At 32.5% G+C, this 16,034-nt stretch carries 21 protein-coding genes and 4 pseudogenes; 21 read left to right on the top strand and 4 right to left on the bottom strand.

The features are described 5' to 3' along the window. The 15 genes and pseudogenes from QW060_RS17160 to QW060_RS17090 all read left to right on the top strand — a co-directional run. Positions 1-355, top strand: a pseudogene (locus QW060_RS17160) (toll/interleukin-1 receptor domain-containing protein); the annotation flags it as partial. Between the two features lies 1 nt (position 356). Then, positions 357-1,022 (top strand): hypothetical protein, encoded by a 666-nt coding sequence (locus tag QW060_RS17155; protein ID WP_290362366.1) that lies wholly within the window; start codon positions 357-359, stop codon positions 1,020-1,022. 2 nt (positions 1,023-1,024) lie between these two features. After that, positions 1,025-1,249: a hypothetical protein gene (locus QW060_RS17150; RefSeq protein ID WP_290362367.1), complete on the top strand. Its 225-nt coding sequence runs from the start codon at positions 1,025-1,027 to the stop codon at positions 1,247-1,249. A gap of 65 nt (positions 1,250-1,314) precedes the next feature. Further along, complete coding sequence (locus QW060_RS17145) at positions 1,315-1,824, top strand: hypothetical protein (RefSeq protein ID WP_290362368.1); 510 nt, start codon at positions 1,315-1,317, stop codon at positions 1,822-1,824. A 39-nt stretch (positions 1,825-1,863) separates the two neighbouring features. Next, complete coding sequence (locus tag QW060_RS17140) at positions 1,864-2,334, top strand: TIR domain-containing protein (RefSeq protein ID WP_290362369.1); 471 nt, start codon at positions 1,864-1,866, stop codon at positions 2,332-2,334. Further along, the gene (locus tag QW060_RS17135; RefSeq protein ID WP_290362370.1) at positions 2,328-2,969 is read left to right on the top strand and encodes an Nmad2 family putative nucleotide modification protein; all 642 of its coding nucleotides are present in this window, start codon (positions 2,328-2,330) and stop codon (positions 2,967-2,969) included. The genes QW060_RS17140 and QW060_RS17135 overlap by 7 nt, the downstream gene beginning before the upstream one ends. Positions 2,970-3,001: 32 nt before the next feature. Further along, complete coding sequence (locus tag QW060_RS17130; protein ID WP_290364648.1) at positions 3,002-3,160, top strand: hypothetical protein; 159 nt, start codon at positions 3,002-3,004, stop codon at positions 3,158-3,160. Positions 3,161-3,246: 86 nt separating this feature from the next. Further along, positions 3,247-3,948, top strand: coding sequence for a dCTP deaminase domain-containing protein (locus QW060_RS17125; RefSeq protein WP_290364647.1), 702 nt, complete (start codon positions 3,247-3,249; stop codon positions 3,946-3,948). Positions 3,949-4,053: 105 nt separating this feature from the next. Continuing rightward, the gene (locus tag QW060_RS17120; RefSeq protein WP_290362373.1) at positions 4,054-4,626 is read left to right on the top strand and encodes a nucleotide pyrophosphohydrolase; all 573 of its coding nucleotides are present in this window, start codon (positions 4,054-4,056) and stop codon (positions 4,624-4,626) included. Between the two features lie 182 nt (positions 4,627-4,808). Beyond that, a complete protein-coding gene (locus tag QW060_RS17115; RefSeq protein WP_290364794.1) occupies positions 4,809-5,657 on the top strand; it encodes a nucleotide kinase domain-containing protein in 849 nt (282 codons plus the stop codon). A gap of 410 nt (positions 5,658-6,067) precedes the next feature. Next, a complete protein-coding gene (locus QW060_RS17110; RefSeq protein WP_290362376.1) occupies positions 6,068-6,373 on the top strand; it encodes a helix-turn-helix domain-containing protein in 306 nt (101 codons plus the stop codon). Then, a complete protein-coding gene (locus QW060_RS17105; RefSeq protein ID WP_290364646.1) occupies positions 6,370-6,636 on the top strand; it encodes a HipA N-terminal domain-containing protein in 267 nt (88 codons plus the stop codon). The genes QW060_RS17110 and QW060_RS17105 overlap by 4 nt, the downstream gene beginning before the upstream one ends. 137 nt (positions 6,637-6,773) lie before the next feature. Then, the gene (locus tag QW060_RS17100) at positions 6,774-7,598 is read left to right on the top strand and encodes a type II toxin-antitoxin system HipA family toxin (RefSeq protein WP_290364645.1); all 825 of its coding nucleotides are present in this window, start codon (positions 6,774-6,776) and stop codon (positions 7,596-7,598) included. 394 nt (positions 7,599-7,992) lie between these two features. Then, positions 7,993-8,406, top strand: coding sequence for a hypothetical protein (locus QW060_RS17095; RefSeq protein ID WP_290364644.1), 414 nt, complete (start codon positions 7,993-7,995; stop codon positions 8,404-8,406). Beyond that, on the top strand, positions 8,349-8,669 hold the full coding sequence (locus QW060_RS17090; protein WP_290364643.1) for a hypothetical protein: 321 nt from the start codon (positions 8,349-8,351) through the stop codon (positions 8,667-8,669). The genes QW060_RS17095 and QW060_RS17090 overlap by 58 nt, the downstream gene beginning before the upstream one ends. Before the next feature lie 199 nt (positions 8,670-8,868). Here QW060_RS17090 and QW060_RS17085 read toward each other — a convergent pair. Then, positions 8,869-9,212 (bottom strand): annotated as a pseudogene (locus QW060_RS17085) (PadR family transcriptional regulator). A gap of 139 nt (positions 9,213-9,351) precedes the next feature. Here QW060_RS17085 and QW060_RS17080 point away from each other — a divergent pair. After that, a pseudogene (locus QW060_RS17080) lies at positions 9,352-10,399 on the top strand (2Fe-2S iron-sulfur cluster-binding protein). Between the two features lie 26 nt (positions 10,400-10,425). Here QW060_RS17080 and QW060_RS17075 read toward each other — a convergent pair. Continuing rightward, the gene (locus tag QW060_RS17075; RefSeq protein WP_290361715.1) at positions 10,426-11,028 is read right to left on the bottom strand and encodes an FAD-dependent oxidoreductase; all 603 of its coding nucleotides are present in this window, start codon (positions 11,026-11,028) and stop codon (positions 10,426-10,428) included. Positions 11,029-11,080: 52 nt separating this feature from the next. Between QW060_RS17075 and QW060_RS28055 the strand changes: the two genes are divergently transcribed. Further along, complete coding sequence (locus tag QW060_RS28055; protein WP_317623155.1) at positions 11,081-11,212, top strand: hypothetical protein; 132 nt, start codon at positions 11,081-11,083, stop codon at positions 11,210-11,212. A gap of 54 nt (positions 11,213-11,266) precedes the next feature. On the opposite strand, the pseudogene QW060_RS17065 reads toward QW060_RS28055, so the two are convergent. Continuing rightward, a pseudogene (locus QW060_RS17065) lies at positions 11,267-11,787 on the bottom strand (MarC family protein). A gap of 167 nt (positions 11,788-11,954) precedes the next feature. On the opposite strand from QW060_RS17065, the gene QW060_RS17060 reads away from it, so the two are divergent. Then, the gene (locus tag QW060_RS17060; protein ID WP_290361713.1) at positions 11,955-12,536 is read left to right on the top strand and encodes a DUF3109 family protein; all 582 of its coding nucleotides are present in this window, start codon (positions 11,955-11,957) and stop codon (positions 12,534-12,536) included. Here the strand turns inward: QW060_RS17060 and QW060_RS17055 are convergent. Continuing rightward, entirely contained in the window at positions 12,522-12,971 is a 450-nt protein-coding gene (locus QW060_RS17055; protein ID WP_290361712.1) for a retropepsin-like aspartic protease, read from the bottom strand. The two genes, QW060_RS17060 and QW060_RS17055, sit on opposite strands and share 15 nt — an antisense overlap. A 35-nt stretch (positions 12,972-13,006) precedes the next feature. Here QW060_RS17055 and QW060_RS17050 point away from each other — a divergent pair, with 35 nt between their 5' ends. The 3 genes from QW060_RS17050 to QW060_RS17040 are packed head-to-tail and all read left to right on the top strand — an operon-like array spanning position 13,007 to position 15,995. Beyond that, positions 13,007-13,780, top strand: a complete 774-nt coding sequence (locus QW060_RS17050; RefSeq protein ID WP_290361711.1) for a TatD family hydrolase — start codon at positions 13,007-13,009, stop codon at positions 13,778-13,780. Positions 13,781-13,837: 57 nt separating this feature from the next. Beyond that, on the top strand, positions 13,838-14,971 hold the full coding sequence (locus QW060_RS17045; protein ID WP_290364649.1) for a 1-acyl-sn-glycerol-3-phosphate acyltransferase: 1,134 nt from the start codon (positions 13,838-13,840) through the stop codon (positions 14,969-14,971). Further along, entirely contained in the window at positions 14,964-15,995 is a 1,032-nt protein-coding gene (locus QW060_RS17040) for an asparaginase (protein ID WP_290361710.1), read from the top strand. Before QW060_RS17045 ends, QW060_RS17040 begins: the two co-directional genes overlap by 8 nt. The last annotated feature ends 39 nt before the right edge of the window (positions 15,996-16,034 follow it).

Below are 16,034 nucleotides of genomic sequence, written 5' to 3'. Positions count from 1 at the left end.
GGATGATGGAATGCCGAAAACCACATCTGGAATTACAGCCTCAAGAATTAAAGAAAAAATTAAAGAAAATGATAAATTCATATTATTAGCAACAGAAAACGCTATTAATTCAAAATGGTGTAATTGGGAACTTGGACTAGGTGATGCAGCTAAGTATATAAATAATATTGCGATCCTTCCTATTAAAAAGGATTACTCAGATTTTAGTGGAAATGAATATTTACAAATCTATCCATATATAGTAAATTTTGAAGCAATGACTTATTTTAAATCTAGCTATAGACATGCAGGTGCTTATGTTGTATTCCCCGATAACAGAGTTGTTTCATTAAAAGATTGGCTAAAATCAAAATAATATGGATGACAAAGTATTAAAGCATTTAGAGTTTATACAGAATACAATTAACCGTATGAGTACAAATTCATTTATCATAAAAGGTTGGGCAATTACATTGATTGGGGTAATTATAAGTTTTACAGAAATTGAGGGGAAATATTTATTTTATAATTCCACTTATAACTTCCCTATCGAGATGGTAATACTATTGTTAGTAATAGTATTATTTTGGTCATTTAACGCTTATTTTTTACAGCAAGAAAGAAGGTATATTTCAATTTATACGAAAACTATTGAGCAATTCAATAGCAACAATAGCTTAATTTTAGATATGAACTTTGAGAATTACTTTCCTTCAAATTCAAATAAACGAATATATTGGATAAGTTCATTTTTATGCTTTTTAGGATTTATATTTTCTGTTACATTTATAGATGAAATGATTTTCAAAATTATTTTTTCAGTTGCACTAGTATTTCTATCTATTTTCTTTGTTACTTATGTTATGCCTAAAAATCAATTATGTAAATATTGGACTTGTTTTATAGGTCGTACAATAGTTTCAATTTATGGTACAATGATTATTTTGTTATTATTAGTTAATCATTCGATGTTTAATAGCTACTCAAAAAAAATAGTCTCTACAACAATATGCAAATATGAAATTAATTCTTCAAAAAATTAGTTATGTACATAGGTTTTGAATTAAAGAATTTAGATTTTGAAGCTTTTGAAGCTTTTTATGAAATTGGAAGAAGAAGTTTTAATAAGTATAAAAGAACAGTAACAAAGACGCTTGAAAGCTTCATAAATGCAAATGGAAGTCTTAATGGCGATAAAATGCAATCAGCTTGGTTTCCAAAAATTAAGGCTGATGTTTTTTATCCCATTCTCATGCAGATAAAGATTTAGTAATAGCATTTGCCGGATGGTTAAAACATACATTTGATTTAAATGTTTTTATTGATTCCTGTATTTTGGGGAATTCTAAAAATCTACAAAAAATTATAGACGAAAAATATAGTAAAAACCTTGATGAGAAGTACATTTATGATAAAGTTTTATATGCTTCAAGTCATGTTCATATGATGCTTAATGCAGCATTGATGCAAATGATAGATGCTTGTGAGTGTATCATTTTTGTTAATACTCCATACTCTGTCAAACCAAGAGACGTTGTGAATAAAGTAGTGTCTCCTTGGATTTATTCAAAAATAGGAATGACTAAATTGACAAGAAAAAAGGAATTAAAGGAATATAGAGTGCAACCAATTTTTGAAAGTGATCGAACTTTTTCAGATAAGTTGAATATAGAATACAATTTAGATACTGATCACCTAACTAAATTATCAATTAATGATTTGAATAATTGGAAAAATAATTTTACAAAATTTAAATCCTTACTTACTTATATGAATAACGCTCTCACTGACAAAAGAGCACTAGATTATTTATATGAGTTGAAAGAATTTAGTCAAGTAAAATAAATTTATTTGATAGTATTAAAATCTTTAACATAAAACAATATGGGTAAAAAACATAACATTTTTATTAGTCATTATTATAAAGATGATGATAAAGTACAAGACCTAAAAAAAAGGTTAATTGATTCAGGATACGATGTACGTAATTATTCGGTAGATAGTACAAAGCATAAAGATGGACGTACTCCTTCAAAAGCGGTTATTGAGCGATATTTAAAAGCTAGGATAGCAGCTTCTAGTACATTTGTTTGTGTTATTGGTGATAAGACACATACACGTCCTTGGGTGGATTTTGAAATAAAAGAAGCTATTAAACAAGGAAAAAAAATTATAGGAATTTATAACCACGGTGATAAAGATAAGGTAGAAATTCCAAAGGCTTTAAAGGAAAATAATGTGAATATAATAGGTTGGAATTCTGTTGATAGAATAGGAGATTTAATTGAAGAGAGTAACGATAACAACCATAATTCAAACAGCCCAAATTACGCAATACAAAGAGTAAAATGTTAAGTGTATATACCTATGTAATTGACCATGATCTAGGTCTCGCACCTAATCCTTTTTGGGGTTACTGTACCTTAGCTGTCTGTAAACCAAAAATTCGCAAAAGTAAATTATTAAAAATTGGAGATTGGATTGTTGGTACTGGATCTGTGGCACTGGAGAAAAGGTTGAAAAGACCTTCTGGACATTACATTAATAAGATTATATGTGCCATGGAGGTAAGTGAAATTCTAACTTTGGAAGAGTATTGGAATGACCCAAGATTTTTTGTTAAAAGACCAAATGTAAATGGTTCATTAGCTCGCAAATATGGTGATAATATTTATTATCCTATTAATAACAATTGGGGACAATTAGATTCAGCACATTCAAACTCTGATGGTTCAATGAATATTAATCATCATAAAAAAGATTTAAGCGGCAAAAATGTTATAATTAGTGATAACTTCTATTATTTTGGTGACAATTTAATAGAGGTACCAACAAAATTTTTTGAATTATTCAAGTATGGTGTTGGTGAAAAGAAAAACCAGACTCCACTAGCTATAGAACTTATTGACTGGATTAAAAAAACACAAACAAAAGGAATTACAGGAGACCCAATTGATTGGATGAACCATATACAAACTAAGCTTTTTTAGAAATTAAAACAATTGGACATAAAAATTATATAATGAGTTGGAAAATAAAAAGAGAAAAAATATTTAATTTAAGTATTATTTGCATAATACTCGGTGCTTTATTTATAGGAGGAGCAATAGGGTGTATTTTTGAACATTTTTGGGTAGGTTTGTTTATTGGTTTGGGGATTGGTTTTTTCTTTCGGCGTTAATTTTACTCAAAACTCATAAGGAATTATTAGTTTATAATAAGGAAACTATTTGAATTTAACAAATTTTAAAACACACTTTATAAATTATGGCATTTTTAGGAAAAGAAGATCTAAAAGATATTCTGTGTAAAGAGAATATTATATTAGATGACAATGACACATGTTGTTATGAAAAAGATAATTTAAAACAAGCTTCTTATGAACTAAAGCTTGGTAAAGAGGTTTATCTCACCGATAATAAAAAACAAGTTAAAACAATTTTGACAGATAAAAAAGATGTAATAACTATCAATCCAGGACAATTTGCTTTATTGTTAACAGAAGAAACAGTCAATATGCCAGGTAATTTACTAGGATTTATTTCGATTAAGGCTTCTGAAAAATTAAAGGGGCTTATAAATGTATCGGGTTTTCATGTAGATCCAGGTTTTAAAGGGAAGTTATTGTTTTCTGTTTATAACGCTAGTCCTTCAAAAATTCAATTAACAAAAGGTAGTCCTTACTTTTTAATTTGGTTTAGCGAAATTAGAACCCCTTTAGAAAAGGAAGACTTATATAGTTCCAAAAATCATCAAGGACAAAATACAATAGAATCAAAATATATAACTCCATTAATTAATGGAGAAATGGCTTCACCGCACGTACTTTTGAAAAAAATTAATAGCCAAAAAGACTTCATAAATAGATTATTATGGATTGCAGGAATAATAACTACTATTTCCATCGGAATTACTATTAAAATATGGAGCGACTCTGATACTTTTAAAAAGGATATGAAATGGGATTGAAAGAAAAATCTATCAAAGAAGAAATTAAGGCTAAAAGTAATTTATATCTAAATGATTCATTATCTTTGTCAAAGATTGATAGTCTGATAAATAGGAAAATTAAAAATGAAAAGCTCAATAATAAATAGTCTTCATTTTGATAACGAAAACTTACCTCAAAACTTTAAAGTAAGATTTGAGGAGTATGATTATTTAGCTTATCCACAAGTTCGTGTCACTATTGATGGGAATCCTGTTGGAGATACTATTGATGATAACTCTTATAACAACGATGGTTACAGATACCACGATATTTTTCACCTTACTTTTGCGGCTTTACTTGGTTGGTCTCCTTGTACAAGATCAATGCTAAAAAGGAAAAGAAAAAGTGACATTGAAATAGACCGAATTGAAGATGGAGCTAGAGCTACAATTACTGAAGAGTGTATTTCGCTAATGATTTTTAGTAGAGCAAAACACAAAAACTTTTTTCAAAATATAAATGATATAGACTCTGATTTACTTTTAACTATAAAAGAAATGACATCGCCTTTTGAAGTTGCTACAAAAACCACAGAAGATTGGCGTAGTGCTATATTTGAGGCTTATAAAATGTTTTCTTTACTTATGAAAAATAAAGGTGGAAACGTTTTGTTTGATACAACTAATAAAATAGTTAAATTTGAAGAAATAAATTAATTTACTTTTAAATTTATATATAAGCTGGATTATTTCCAGCTTAATTTTTTTATGGAAATAATTAAAAAGTTAAGCAAACCTAAAAAGAGTATTGTATTTGATACATATTGGAAATTTGCGGCTAAAAGACAGGATATCTTTTTTAATAAAATTAATCATATAACCCATTAACTTCTGATCCAATACTCGAACGTCATCGTTTCACTAATGTATATAGAGCTTCCGATAGAGTAAGCCAATATTTAATACGTAATGTTATTTATAGAGACGGAGTTTCTTTCACTAAAAATGATTTATTGTTTCGTATACTTTTATTCAAAATTTTTAATAAGATTTCAACTTGGAAATATTTAGAATCAGAGATTAAAACTATCACAGTTGAAAATTTTGATTCTAAACTATACAGCACATTACTTTCAGAAGCTAAAAAAGCGAGAGAAGTAATCTATTCAGGAGCTTACATCATGACATCAGGAAAAAGCATATTTGGATACGATTTTAAACATGAAAACCACATTGAATTATTAAAGCAGTATGTACAAAGTGGTAAATTATTAAGACGTATTGAAAATGCTAAAAGCATGGAGGAGGTTTATAAAATTCTTCTAAATGTACCTACGTTTGGTAGTTTTTTAGCATATCAATACACAATTGATATTAATTATAGTACACTAACAAATTTTAGTGAAATGGATTTTGTTAAAGCAGGTCCCGGAGCTAAAGATGGAATAAAAAAATGCTTTATTGACCGTGGCGATTTTTCAGATGAAGACGTTATAAAATTTATGTGTGATATTCAAGAAAGTCAATTTGAAGCATTAGACCTAGATTTTAAGGATTTATGGGGTAGAAAACTTCAGTTAATAGACTGTCAAAATTTATTTTGTGAGGTAGATAAATATTCAAGAGCTATACATCCTGAGATTTCTGGAATTTCGAATAGAACAAGAATCAAACAAATCTATAAACCTGAAAAGAATAAAATTGATTATCTTTTTCCACCTAAATGGAAGTTAAATGTACCTCTATAAAGTTAAAATATAAGCATTTAGAAAACTTTAATTAACTTGATAAAATATTAAGAATATTGGATGCATTGTATGTTTTTTTAAGAATCTGAACTAGTACAAGAAATTAGTCCTCTGCGTTTGGCTAAATGAGAGAAGAATAATCACAACCGAAAATATTTCGAAAGATTTGCTTCTGCATTACAACTTAACGAAAAGCAAATGAACTCTGCTTTTACCGTATTTCAGAATGGATACCAAAAGCAGAAAAACTAATTCAAGAATCGTTTCTTACAAAAGAATTACAAGCTGATTATATAAAAAGTATAAACAGACAACTAAACAAATTGCTGTAATAAAATATTAGTTTTTTTGTATATTTGTACTACAATAGTAGTAGTTGTTTTGATTAAAGCTACTTAAATGCTACCATAATGTTATTTATATCTTTATCAAAAATACAAAAAAAAATCGTTGAAAGTATCCGTGCTCGACGATTACAAATGGAACTGACTCAAGAAGGTTTGTCGGAAAGAGCTGGTGTCCCATTATCAACATTGAGAAAATTTGAACAAAAGGGAGTAATTTCTTTGGATTCATTTTTAAAAATACTTTCAGTTGTTGGTGGATTAGAAGAGATAGTTGATGCTTTAAAACCCAAAGAGCAATATTTTAAATCTATTGATGAAGTGCTAAAATCAGAGGAAAAAACAACTAGAAAGCGAGGAAACAGAAAATGAAAACAGCTGTTAAAGAAATAAAAGTAGGTTTAAATTTCGGTTCTGGAATTCAATCTGTGGGGCGTTTAGCAATTCGTAATAGCATTATCTATTTTGAATATGATGAAGCTTTTTTGCAAAGTAATTTAGAAATTTCTCCCATAAAATTATCTTTAAAACGTGGAGTGATCGAGCTTCCTAAAAATCCTTTTGAAGGTCTAGCGGGAGTTTTCAACGATAGTTTACCCGATGGTTGGGGAAGGTTACTTTTGATCGTTTACTGAGTTCGGAAGGTGTTTCTCCGGCAGATATATCTCCGCTTGATCGTTTAGCGTATGTTGGATTAAATGGTTTGGGTGCTTTAGTTTATGAACCCGATCAAAGCCTAAATATAAACGATGAAATAATTGATTTGGATGTTTTGGCTACACACACCGAAGAAGTTTTAGAAGGTGAATCAGAAGAAGTCATTACAGAACTTTTAGCTTTGAATGGATCTTCTGCCGGAGCTCGACCAAAAGCATTGATTGGTGTTGATTCTGAAAGAAAAAACATAATACACGGCACAGATCAGTTAAGCAATGGTTTTGAACATTGGATGGTAAAATTCCCGAATTCGCAAGATGGAATGGATGCCGGTGCAATAGAATATGTTTACGCATTAATGGCTTTGGATGCTGGAATTGAAATGCCAACGATTCATTTGTTTCCATCACAAAAAGGGAATGGCTATTTTGCTGTAAAACGTTTTGATAGGAATGGAAACAAACGTTTACACATGCATACAGTTAGCGGTTTGATTCATAACAATTTTAGATTTCCGTCTCTTGATTATGAAGACTTACTATCATTAACTGGTGTATTAACAAAAGATATTAGAGAAGTAGAAAAAATGTTTCGTTTAGCCGTCTTTAATGTGATGGCACACAATCGAGACGATCACTCAAAAAATTTCACATTTCTGATGAATGAATTTGGCGAATGGAAATTATCACCTGCATATGACCTCACTTTTTCTAGCGGCCCAGGAGGAGAACAAAGTACAATGGTTATGGGAGAAGGGCGAAATATAAGTATCAAACATCTTACTAAATTAGGATTAGAAGCGAAGTTGTCAAAAGAATTCGTAGAAAATGTTATTGAACAAACTCGTTCTGCACTTGCTAAATGGATGCTTTTATCAAAAGATTTTGGAATCAGTAAGCCTAACAGAGAACTAATTCAGAAGGTAATTTCAAAATCATAAGCAATGATACAATTATCAAAAAATATTAAATAAAGTATTTTATTTATTTCTGTACCACTATTGTACAACACATTACTTATAACCCCTTGTAAACAAAGAGAGGTAAGATATTGTATCGGTAAATAATATAGTTCATATATAGAATAGGAAACGTTATAGTAAATGCTACAACGTTTTTTTTTAGATAGGTTTTGTTAGCCAATGCCTGTGGTACAAATTTCGAATATGACTAAAAGGTGTTTAAATTGTTTTTTTTAACATATTTTTTGTTATTTTTATAAAAACATGTGTTTTTTTAATAAAATATATTATCCAATTCAGAGAAAATAAGAAGCTTATACAGCGCTAAAGATATAAAAAGCATTATTTCCGAAAACAATAAACAATATAGTCTATGCAAAACAAACTACCCACAATCCATTTCAAAGCATCGCTTCGAGTAGCAAAGTATGTCGGGATATTAACATCTCATTTTCAAATCTTTCTGTTAACCAATCTTTTTGTTCTATTCTCAATATCTGCCACAGCACAACAATATGAGTGGAGCTGGGCAGTAAGCGCAGGTGGAGTACAAGGTGCCGATCTCATTTATGATGTAAAAGTAGGAAGTGACAATAACTATTATTTTATAGGTAGCCTGTATGGTAATATCGGGGTACAGCTCAACGGAAATCCTGTTGATGTTTATAACAGCTCGTTAGGCGGTGACGATATTTTCCTTTTTTCTACCACCTGCGACGGACAAATAAGATGGAGCCAGGCAATTGGAGGAGCAGTTCCGGGGATTTTGCCTATAACCTTGAATTAGACAGTAATGATAATGTATATGTAGGAGTCCAGATAAACGCTCTCAGTACTACTGTTTCTTTTAGTCCGGACGCTAACCATTCGATAGCTCCGCTTCCTAATCCACAAGCCTATAATCGTATTTATTTGGTGAAATATAATAGTAACGGGCAATATCAGGGAAAGAAAGCCTTGCAGGGTACTATCAGTTCAGTAGTAGATAGCGAAGCAAAGATTTCTGATATCGTAATAAAAAATGATACCCTACATTTTATTGTTGGCTGAACATCATAGTATTCAACAAAATGTTTCCGCGTAATTCAAAAAGTAATTCTACTTGTTGCTCGTTAATTTTTTTCATCTTTTCAGTTATTTGTTTCTTGCCAATTAAAACCCTCCATAAATACTTACAAACTATAAAGAAAGTATATTATGACACAGCATATTTATCTGATACATCCGAAAATCAGTAGATTCTAATCTTTTATAGATCCACACCAAAATCAGGGCGTACAATCGTTTGCATATTGCGTATAAAATTTTCAAGCTCTTCCATACGTGAAACCGTTTCCTTTCACCGCTTTCCGTCAATCTGTAATATTTACGGATTCTTCCATCCACTTTCTCCATTTCCACATCAAGATGACCTTCAGCCTCCAGTTTATGTAAGGCAGGGTATAATGCTCCTTCGGTAATATTCATCTCTCCCCCTGTAATCTCTTTTACTTTTTGTGTGATTTCGTAACCGTACATTTTTCCTTTTTGCTCTAGAAGTTTCATAATAATAGTACTCAAACTCCCTTTATAGAGTTGCTGTTGCTTTTTCATCGATAAACAATTTAGGTATAGCAAATATACATAAAATACTTATACATCCAAATTCTATGCATAAAGATTTCAAAGGTGACAGATGTCATAAAGGAAGTTTTTTATATTTTTTCTACATTTGCAGAAATTAATATTATATATGTCTAAATTCAATCTTTTAAAAGTTAAGGATATCCGTAAGGAAACCAGTCAGGCTGTTTCCATAGCATTTGAAGTTCCTGAACCATTAAAAGCTTCGTATCAATTTATTGCCGGGCAATATTTGAACATCAAATATATGCATGAGGGAAAAGAAATCAGAAGAGCTTATTCTATCTGTTCTTCTCCCAACAGTAAAGAATTACGAATTGCTGTAAAAGGAATCGATGGCGGTGTATTTTCTACTTTTGCAACTCAAAACCTGAAGATTGGAGATTCATTGGAAGTAGGCGTACCGGAAGGGAAATTCATTTTTGAACCTCAGCCTCATGTCCGAAATAATTATGCTGCTTTTGCGGCTGGTAGCGGTATCACTCCGTAATATCAATTGCTCAATCGGTTCTGGAAAACGAACCGGAAAGTACTTTTGTTCTGGTTTATGGAAATAAAAGACCGGAAGACACTATCTTTTACAGTCAGCTTCACGAATTACAACAAAAATATATAGGCCGATTTTATGTATACTATACCTTTACTAAAGTTCATCCGGAAGGAACTCTTTTCGGTCGTATTGAAAAATCTACTATCAATTTTGTTATTAATAACAAACACAAAGGAACTGATTTCAAAGCCTTTTACGTTTGTGGTCCTGAAGACATGATCGCTCTGGTGGGTAATGTATTAAGAGAAAACAATGTACCTGAAGATGCTGTTCTGTTTGAATTGTTCACTCCTTCTAACGATGGAAATGAAATCATAAAAACCGAAGGTACTGCTACAATAACCGTATTGGTCGATGATGTGGAAACTACTTTTGAAATCTCAAAACAAACTGATATTTTGGATGCAGCACTCAAACAAGGCATTGATGCGCCATACTCTGTCAAGGTGGTATTTGCAGTTCATGTATGTGCCGTGTAGTGAAAGGTACTGTAGAAATGAAGACAAACCATATTCTTACTGACAATGAAATCGCTGAAGGTCTGATCTTATCATGTCAGGCGTATGTTACTTCAGATGAAATATATGTCGATTATGATGATGTTTAAAAAAAGACTGCTTATAGCAGTCTTTTTTATTTCTTATCATGACTCTGAGCATCTGCTCCTCCATTCCATAAAGTAAGTATATCGGTAGCTACAGCAGCTCCACTTCCGGCAGCTATTGAAAGCTGACTTCTGTGCCCGGCAATGCTACCTGCCGCATATATTCCCTGCGTCACCAGATGATCTTCATTAACCAACTGAATCCTCTTCTTCTCAGCAATTGATTTTTTATGTGGAATCACATACTGCATAAGACCCTCAATGTTAAAGGCATTTCCATAATTGGTAGCGATAACGATGATTTTTGAAGCGTAGCTGTTTTTATTAGTATATACCATAAAATGATCAGACACCTTTTCTATTTTCATCACCTTTTCATCTGCTATCTGTTCTACATGAGGATATGTTTCTGACAAATCTCTGAGAGAACTTTGCAGTAAATCACTTCCCAATGTTCCTGGCTTTACACCATACACATTATTAAAAAGGGCATCTTGTAAATGTGAGGCTTTTTGGTGAGCAATAATTCCTATTCTTTTATTTTGGGCATATATTTTTTTATGTGCTGATCCAAGAATCAGAGCACAAGAAACTCCTGCAACACCACCTCCGACAATTAAAACATCAAACATGAATTATTTTGATTTTTCGTCAATTGATTTAGACATATTGAAAATAAGTAATATGCAAATCGCACACAAAAGTGCTACAATACATATTAAAGCAACGACACTGTCTCCTTTAAAAAGATTGTCGAAGTCTAATTTTAGAACATTAACAACAATCAAAGCAATAGCTATAGTGATGATAATGTAAGTAACATATTTCATTATAAAAACTTTTGAAGGAACTAAATTACTAATTAAAAAACTAAACGAACAAGCCTTTAACATTCGTTGCAAATAATTTAACAGCAATCGCTAATAAGATTACTCCGAATACTTTCCTGATGACACCAAGACCGTTTGACCCGATAATCCGTTCTATTTTTCCGGATAATTTCAACACAATATACACCAAAATAATATTAAGTAAAATAGCCAGTACAATATTGATCGTATGAAATTCTGCCCGTAACGATAAAATGGTCGTCATAGTACCGGCTCCTGCAATCAGCGGAAAAGCCAATGGAACGATAGATGCCGTATTCGGTTCTTCATCTCTGTAAAGACGGATGCCCAATATCATTTCTAATGCTAAAAAAAAAGCACAAAAGCACCCGCTACAGCAAACGAATTGACATCAATACCAATCAGTGATAAAATAGATTCCCCCACAAACAGAAAAGAAATCATGATAGCCGCTGCCACAATAGATGCCTTTTCAGACTGAATATGTCCGACTCTGGTTCTGAGATCTACCACTACCTGCTGTAATAATTTCTTTAAAATTAATTTCCATAGCTATACTTTAAAGAGTTTTTTCATATCTGACACTTTTACAAAGTTATTCGATAAAATTTAATATTCCTCTCAATACAAATGATTTATGATGGTAAATTTCAATGCTATTTTTAAAGTTTGTAACTTTGCAGGTTCAATTTAAAATAAACAACAAAATGTTTCAAATAGGAAATGCAATCGTATCTGACGAAGTCATTGAAAAAGAATTTGTTTGCAATTTAACAGCCTGTAAAGGGCAATGTTGTATTGATGGTGATGCAGGAGCCCCGCTTGATGAGAACGAGACAGAGATTTTGGATGAAATTTATGAAACAATAAAGCCTTATCTGAGAGCAGAAGGCATTAAAGCAATTGAAGATCAGGGAAAATGGGTTATCGGATCAGATGGTGAATATGAAACTCCTTTGATCAACGGCGGCGAATGTGCTTATGTTATTTTTGACGGTAATACAGCATTATGCGCGATAGAACAAGCGTACAATGAAGGATTAGTGAGCTGGAAAAAACCTATTTCATGTCATTTATACCCAATAAGAATAAAAGAGTATTCGCAATTCTCTGCCGTAAATTATAATAAATGGCACATTTGTGATGATGCCTGTACGCTTGGAAAAGAGCTCGAAGTTCCTGTTTACCGGTTTCTAAAAGAGCCGTTGATCAGAAAATATGGAGAAGACTGGTACAAAGAACTCTCGCTGGTAGCAGACGAATGGCAGAAGCACTCATCTAAGAAATAGCTTTTTATTGGCGTAATCGATGATCGCATGACTTCTCATCAGAATATCGGCACCGATAATTCCATGAACCGGTTTTACTTTATACTGATCTAAAGCGGCATTTACATGCGAGAGATCAAATATAATAATGGGGGTATTATCCGTTTTCCAGCGGCCGATAGACAAGGAATTATTGTTGGCAATTTTAGTTGCCATATTAATTGCCCCAGCTCCAGAAGCTGTTGTTTGAGAAGAAGTTGCCAAAAGATTAAAATGCTCAATAACAGAAAAATCAACACAACTGGTAGAAGCACCAGTATCTAAAATAAAATCGCCCAAAACTCCGTTTAAGCGAACTTTTATTAGCAGATGCTGCGTTTTTGAGATTTTGAAATTGATTTTTTTATAGCCTTTATCTTTTAATATAAAGTGTAATTCATTGTTTATATCGTTCATCCTAAAAATAAATAAAACCTAAAATACAAAAACAAATGCTTTTAATTGATACACACACTCACTTATATAGTGAAGAATTTTCACAAGACAGAGAGGAGATGATTCAACGGGCAATTCATGCAAATGTAAAGCATCTTTTTGTACCAGCCATTGATTCTGGCTATACAAAAGAAATGTATAAAGTAGAAGAGCAATTTCCAGACCATGTACACCTCATGATGGGATTACATCCCTGCTATGTAAAACCGAACACTTATTTACAGGAATTAGAATTTGTAGAACATGAGCTACAAAGAAGACCCTTTTTTGCTGTAGGTGAGATTGGTGTAGATATGTACTGGGATCAATCAACAAAGGAGATACAACAAGAAGCATTTCAAAAACAGATACAGTTGGCAAAAAAGCATCAGCTTCCCATAAACATTCACTGTAGGGATGCATTTGATGAAGTGTTTGAGGTACTCGAAAAAGAAAAAGCACCAAACCTATACGGTATATTCCATTGCTTTTCCGGAGATATCGATCAGGCAAAAAAAGCACTCTCCTACAATTTAAAACTCGGAATTGGTGGTGTAGTGACGTTTAAAAACGGAAAAATAGACCAATTTCTGAAAGAAATTCCAATCGAAGAAATTGTACTGGAAACAGACGCACCTTATCTCGCACCTGTTCCGTATCGTGGAAAAAGAAATGAAAGCAGCTATCTCACCTTAGTAGCAGATAAACTATCTGAAATTTATGGTTTATCTTTACACGAAGTAGCAGATATCACTACAAAAAACGCAAAAAGTGTCTTTAATTTCGAATAAAGCCTGTGAATTATAAAAAATAGTTGTTCATTTGCATCAATTAAATTAATGAAGATAATGTCAAAATTTGATTCAATACGCTTTTACGACGATTCAGAAGTCAATGAAGTTGTCATGAAAGTTGCATCCCACCCGATGCTGAAAGCGTTGGTTACCTATACTTTTCCCGATAAAACAGACGAAGAAATTCTTGCTATATATAAGAATATTCACTCAATAAGAGACTTTCAGAGAGAGATTATTTATCAAACCATGCAACGTGTTTTGAGAGATACCTCAGCAGGTCTCACCACTACCGGATTTGAAAAACTGGACAACAATACCGCTTATCTTTTTATATCAAATCACAGAGACATTTTATTAGACACAAGCTTACTGAATGTCAAGCTTCTGGAACATGACAAAATTATGACAGCCTCAGCTATAGGCGATAATCTTGTACAAAAAGCATTTACACTCATTCTGGCACATCTTAACAGGAATTTTTTGGTAAAAAGAAATCTTTCTCCAAGAGAATTACTGATGAACTCAAAACTTATGTCTGAGTACATTTATCATCTGTTGTCAGAAGAAAACCGCTCGGTTTGGATTGCTCAGCGCGAAGGAAGAACAAAAGACGGAAACGATGCTACGCATCCGGGAGTATTAAAAATGATCAGTATGGCATCAGATGAAAAAGATCTGATGGATTATTTTAAAAAAATCAAAATTGTACCGATTTCCATTTCATACGAATACGATCCTACTGACAAACTTAAAATGCCGCAATTGATGGCACAAATGAATCAGGAGGTATATATAAAAGAAAAAAACGAAGATTTCAATAATCTTATGAGTGGCGTTCTTGGTCAGAAAAAGGGCATTCATATTCATATAGGAGATTGTCTTGATCAAGAATTGGATGAGATAAAAGCAACGTATGACAACAGCAACAAACAGATTCAGGCAGTAGCCAAGGCTATAGACCATCAAATTATTGCCAATTATAAATTGTGGCCTACCAATTATATCGCTTATGACTTATTGAATAAAACCAATGCGTATGAAACATTTTATACAGAAAAAGAAAAACAGCTTTTCCTGAAACGTCTTGAATTGCGCATTGATAAAGAAAATACGGCTTTGGTCAATAGCTTTTTAGCCATGTATGCCAATCCGGTTGTTAACAAAGCAAACTTAGGCAATGAATAAGAAACCCTCTATCCTGCTAATCTATACCGGTGGAACCATAGGAATGGTAAAAGATTACCAAACCGGAGCTCTGAAAGCTTTTAATTTCAATCAGCTTTTGGAACGTATTCCGGAATTGCATCTTTTAGATTGTAGCATAGAAACGTTTTCTTTTGAAAATCCTATTGATTCTTCTGATATGAATCCGGCACATTGGGTACAAATGGCAGAAGTAATCGAAAATAATTATAAAAATTTTGACGGCTTTGTCGTTCTGCACGGTTCAGATACCATGTCATACTCCGCCTCAGCGCTGAGCTTTATGCTGGAAAACATTCAGAAACCCGTAATTTTGACCGGTTCACAGCTACCAATCGGCGATCTGCGTACAGATGCAAAAGAAAATCTCATAACAGCAATTCAGCTTGCGGCTCTGACAGAAAATAAAGTCCCGGTTATTCAGGAAGTGGGTTTATATTTTGAATACAAACTCTACAGAGGTAACAGAACCTCAAAAATCAGTGCTGAGCACTTCAATGCATTTACATCACCTAATCTCCCGCATATTGCAGAGTCAGGAGTACATTTAACCGTCAACCATACCTTATTACACCACTCTTCAGCAGATCACATTTTTCATATACACAAAAAAATGTCTTCAAATGTGGCCATAATAAAACTTTTCCCTGGGCTTACCGTACAGGCTCTCAATGCTTTCTTAGCGATTCCGGGGTTAGAAGGTCTTATTTTAGAAACTTTTGGAGCGGGTAATGCTCCATCCGGTTCCTGGTTTATCGATCCCTTACAAAAGGCAATTACTGCAGGACTGAAGGTAATTAATGTTACCCAATGTTCAGGAGGGAGTGTCAACATGGGCCAATACGAAACCAGTACTGCTTTAAAAGAAATCGGAGTAATTTCAGGAAAAGATATTACCACAGAAGCGGCTATAACCAAACTCATGTATTTATTGGGCAAACAGATTCCTACTGCTGATTTCAAAAAACAATTTGAAACCCCTATTTGCGGAGAAATGTCTTATTAATTTTCTATTTCACCTTCTTTTACACTTTTTTTTCAGATT

The sequence above is a fragment of the Paenimyroides ceti genome (assembly GCF_030409925.1).
Note: the sequence above shows the minus strand (reverse complement) of the source record. Positions and strands in the feature narration are given on the sequence as shown.

What these genes read in the sequence shown, in the direction of transcription:
- QW060_RS17155 (WP_290362366.1), top strand. Translation starts at nt 357, where the DNA reads ATGGATGACAAAGTATTAAAGCATTTAGAGTTTATACAGAATACAATT.
- QW060_RS17150 (WP_290362367.1), top strand. Translation starts at nt 1,025, where the DNA reads ATGTACATAGGTTTTGAATTAAAGAATTTAGATTTTGAAGCTTTTGAA.
- QW060_RS17140 (WP_290362369.1), top strand. Translation starts at nt 1,864, where the DNA reads ATGGGTAAAAAACATAACATTTTTATTAGTCATTATTATAAAGATGAT.
- QW060_RS17135 (WP_290362370.1), top strand. Translation starts at nt 2,328, where the DNA reads ATGTTAAGTGTATATACCTATGTAATTGACCATGATCTAGGTCTCGCA.
- QW060_RS17130 (WP_290364648.1), top strand. Translation starts at nt 3,002, where the DNA reads ATGAGTTGGAAAATAAAAAGAGAAAAAATATTTAATTTAAGTATTATT.
- QW060_RS17125 (WP_290364647.1), top strand. Translation starts at nt 3,247, where the DNA reads ATGGCATTTTTAGGAAAAGAAGATCTAAAAGATATTCTGTGTAAAGAG.
- QW060_RS17120 (WP_290362373.1), top strand. Translation starts at nt 4,054, where the DNA reads ATGAAAAGCTCAATAATAAATAGTCTTCATTTTGATAACGAAAACTTA.
- QW060_RS17110 (WP_290362376.1), top strand. Translation starts at nt 6,068, where the DNA reads ATGTTATTTATATCTTTATCAAAAATACAAAAAAAAATCGTTGAAAGT.
- QW060_RS17105 (WP_290364646.1), top strand. Translation starts at nt 6,370, where the DNA reads ATGAAAACAGCTGTTAAAGAAATAAAAGTAGGTTTAAATTTCGGTTCT.
- QW060_RS17095 (WP_290364644.1), top strand. Translation starts at nt 7,993, where the DNA reads ATGCAAAACAAACTACCCACAATCCATTTCAAAGCATCGCTTCGAGTA.
- QW060_RS17090 (WP_290364643.1), top strand. Translation starts at nt 8,349, where the DNA reads ATGGAGCCAGGCAATTGGAGGAGCAGTTCCGGGGATTTTGCCTATAAC.
- QW060_RS17075 (WP_290361715.1), bottom strand. Translation starts at nt 11,028, where the DNA reads ATGTTTGATGTTTTAATTGTCGGAGGTGGTGTTGCAGGAGTTTCTTGT.
- QW060_RS28055 (WP_317623155.1), top strand. Translation starts at nt 11,081, where the DNA reads ATGCAAATCGCACACAAAAGTGCTACAATACATATTAAAGCAACGACA.
- QW060_RS17060 (WP_290361713.1), top strand. Translation starts at nt 11,955, where the DNA reads ATGTTTCAAATAGGAAATGCAATCGTATCTGACGAAGTCATTGAAAAA.
- QW060_RS17055 (WP_290361712.1), bottom strand. Translation starts at nt 12,971, where the DNA reads ATGAACGATATAAACAATGAATTACACTTTATATTAAAAGATAAAGGC.
- QW060_RS17050 (WP_290361711.1), top strand. Translation starts at nt 13,007, where the DNA reads ATGCTTTTAATTGATACACACACTCACTTATATAGTGAAGAATTTTCA.
- QW060_RS17045 (WP_290364649.1), top strand. Translation starts at nt 13,838, where the DNA reads ATGTCAAAATTTGATTCAATACGCTTTTACGACGATTCAGAAGTCAAT.
- QW060_RS17040 (WP_290361710.1), top strand. Translation starts at nt 14,964, where the DNA reads ATGAATAAGAAACCCTCTATCCTGCTAATCTATACCGGTGGAACCATA.